Raw genomic sequence first — 2,311 nt, 5'->3', positions numbered from 1 at the left:
TGACACTGAACTCATGCCAACTGAATTGCGCCAGCAACTGGCACAGCACTTGGCCGAGTATATGCTGCCCAGCGCCTTTGTAACGCTGGAAACTTTCCCGCTGACTCCTAATGGCAAGCTTAACCGTAAGGCGCTGCCTGCCCCTGAACAGTCAGCCGTGGCAGTCCGCAGTTATGAGGCGCCCGTTGGGGAAGTAGAAAACACCCTTGCTCAAATCTGGCAAGAACTATTGGGGCTGGCACGTGTCGGGCGTTATGACCATTTCTTTGAGATAGGCGGTCATTCGCTCATCGCTGTGCAATTAATAACACATATACAAACCGAATTTTTAGTCGATATACCCATCGTCTCAATTTTCCAATCCCCCAAGTTAGCAGAATTAGCAGAGGTAATTCTCTCTGCGCAAATGCGCTCTACATGGGGAAAAGATGTTGAATCAATAAAAAGCGACCTTGATGCAATGTCGATAGAAGAGTTAATGGCGATTTTAGATGGAGATACTGAACAATGACCAAAACTAACATGAATATCGAGATGCTAAAACGTGCCGTTTTAGAGAAGAAACTCAAAGAGCAATTAAAAAAACACGGAGATCGCCCATTGCATCTACCGATAAGGAAAGCGGATCGCCATATGCCTTTACCGTTGTCCTTTGCTCAACAACGGCTGTGGTTCCTCGGTCAGTTCGATTCTGCTGCCAGCCAAGCCTATCATATACCTGTGGCGCTGCGGCTTTCGGGTAAGATGAACCAATCGGCGCTTACCTCTGCGCTCGATAATCTGGTTGCCCGTCAGGAGAGCCTGCGCACTCACTTTGCGTTGGTTGACGATCAGCCTTGTCAGCAGATCGCTCCCGCAGACATTGGTTTTTCACTCTCCCATTTAGATCTGCGTTCCCTGAGCGAAACGGCCCGCACAAATCGCGTTGCCGAACTCGCCGAATATGAGGCTCGTGCACCTTTCGATTTTACTCAGGGACCACTCATCCGTGGTCAATTGTTGCAACTGGCTGATGAGGAGCATGTGCTGTTGCTGACTCAACACCATATCATCTCCGACGGTTGGTCCACCGGCATCATGGTTCGCGAACTCGCAGCGCTCTATCACGCTGTTCTCGACGATCACAACGCCCTGTTACCATCGCTGCCTATTCAATATGCCGATTATGCGGTCTGGCAACGCAGCGAGTTGCAAGGAGAAAACCTGACCAAACAGCGTGATTTTTGGTGTAACCAGCTCAAGGGAGCACCAGCTCTGCTGGAATTGCCTACGGATCGACCACGTCCATCGGTACAGAGCTATGCGGGCAGTCAAGTACCTATCCATTTGAATGCTGAAGTACTCACATCCCTTAAGGCGCTTAATCAGCGCCAAGACACTACCCTGTTTATGACCCTGCTCGCAGCTTGGTCCGTTGTCCTTGCCCGCCTCAGTGGTCAGGATGATATTGTCATCGGTACTCCCGTTGCCAACCGTACACGCAGTGAATTGGAAGGTTTGGTTGGCTTTTTCGCCAATACTCTGGCTTTGCGTGTCCAACCCAGCCATTACAGCACCATATCTGAACTGCTTACACAGGTTCGTGAACGGACGATTGCCGCTTATTCCCATCAGGATCTGCCTTTCGAACAGGTGGTGGAAGCATTGCAACCAGCCCGCAGTCTGAGTTATAACCCAATCTTTCAGGTCATGTTGGCACTGAATAACACCCCAACTCAGGAGATAAAGCTGCCTGATCTGGAAGTTTCATTCATTGAGCAACCGCATCGTAGTACCCAATTCGACCTGACACTGTCACTTACCGAAACTCCCTCTGGCTTGGTCGGCAAACTGGAATATGCGACCGACTTGTTCGATCAAGATACCGTCGTTCGTATCGCGGGTTACCTTGAGAACGTACTAAAGGCAATGGTCGCAGATGTAACGCAGACTATTTCATCGCTGCCCATGATGTCTGTTACAGAACGCCAGCAGTTGCTGGCGAACTTCAATGCTCCACAGGCTGACTTTCCACAGGAAGCGTTGATCCATGAACTATTCGAACAACAGGCTGAACTGACGCCTGATGCTATCGCCGTGGTGTTTGAAGGACAATCCCTCAGCTACGGTGAACTGAACCGCCGCGCTAATCGGCTGGCCCATCACCTGCTTGCGCTGGGCGTACAGCCTGATGATCGGGTGGCTATCTGCGTTGAACGCAGTCTGGAAATGATCGTCGGTCTGTTGGGTATTCTTAAGGCCGGCGCGGCCTATCTGCCGCTCGACCCAGCCTATCCGGCTGAACGGCTGGCCTATATGCTGGAGGATGCCA

At 51.1% G+C, this 2,311-nt stretch carries 2 protein-coding genes; both read left to right on the top strand.

Annotated elements, in window-relative coordinates; all coding sequences use genetic code 11:
• The coding region (locus Xmir_RS21990; RefSeq protein ID WP_244171023.1) for a phosphopantetheine-binding protein at positions 1-511 on the top strand (511 nt) is incomplete at its 5' end.
• Positions 508-2,311: condensation domain-containing protein (locus Xmir_RS21985; RefSeq protein WP_422646038.1), on the top strand; the 1,804-nt coding region annotated here is incomplete at its 3' end. The genes Xmir_RS21990 and Xmir_RS21985, both read left to right, overlap by 4 nt.

Source organism: Xenorhabdus miraniensis, assembly GCF_002632615.1.
The sequence above is the reverse complement of the archived record's forward strand: the minus strand, read 5'-3'. Positions and strand labels throughout refer to the sequence as shown.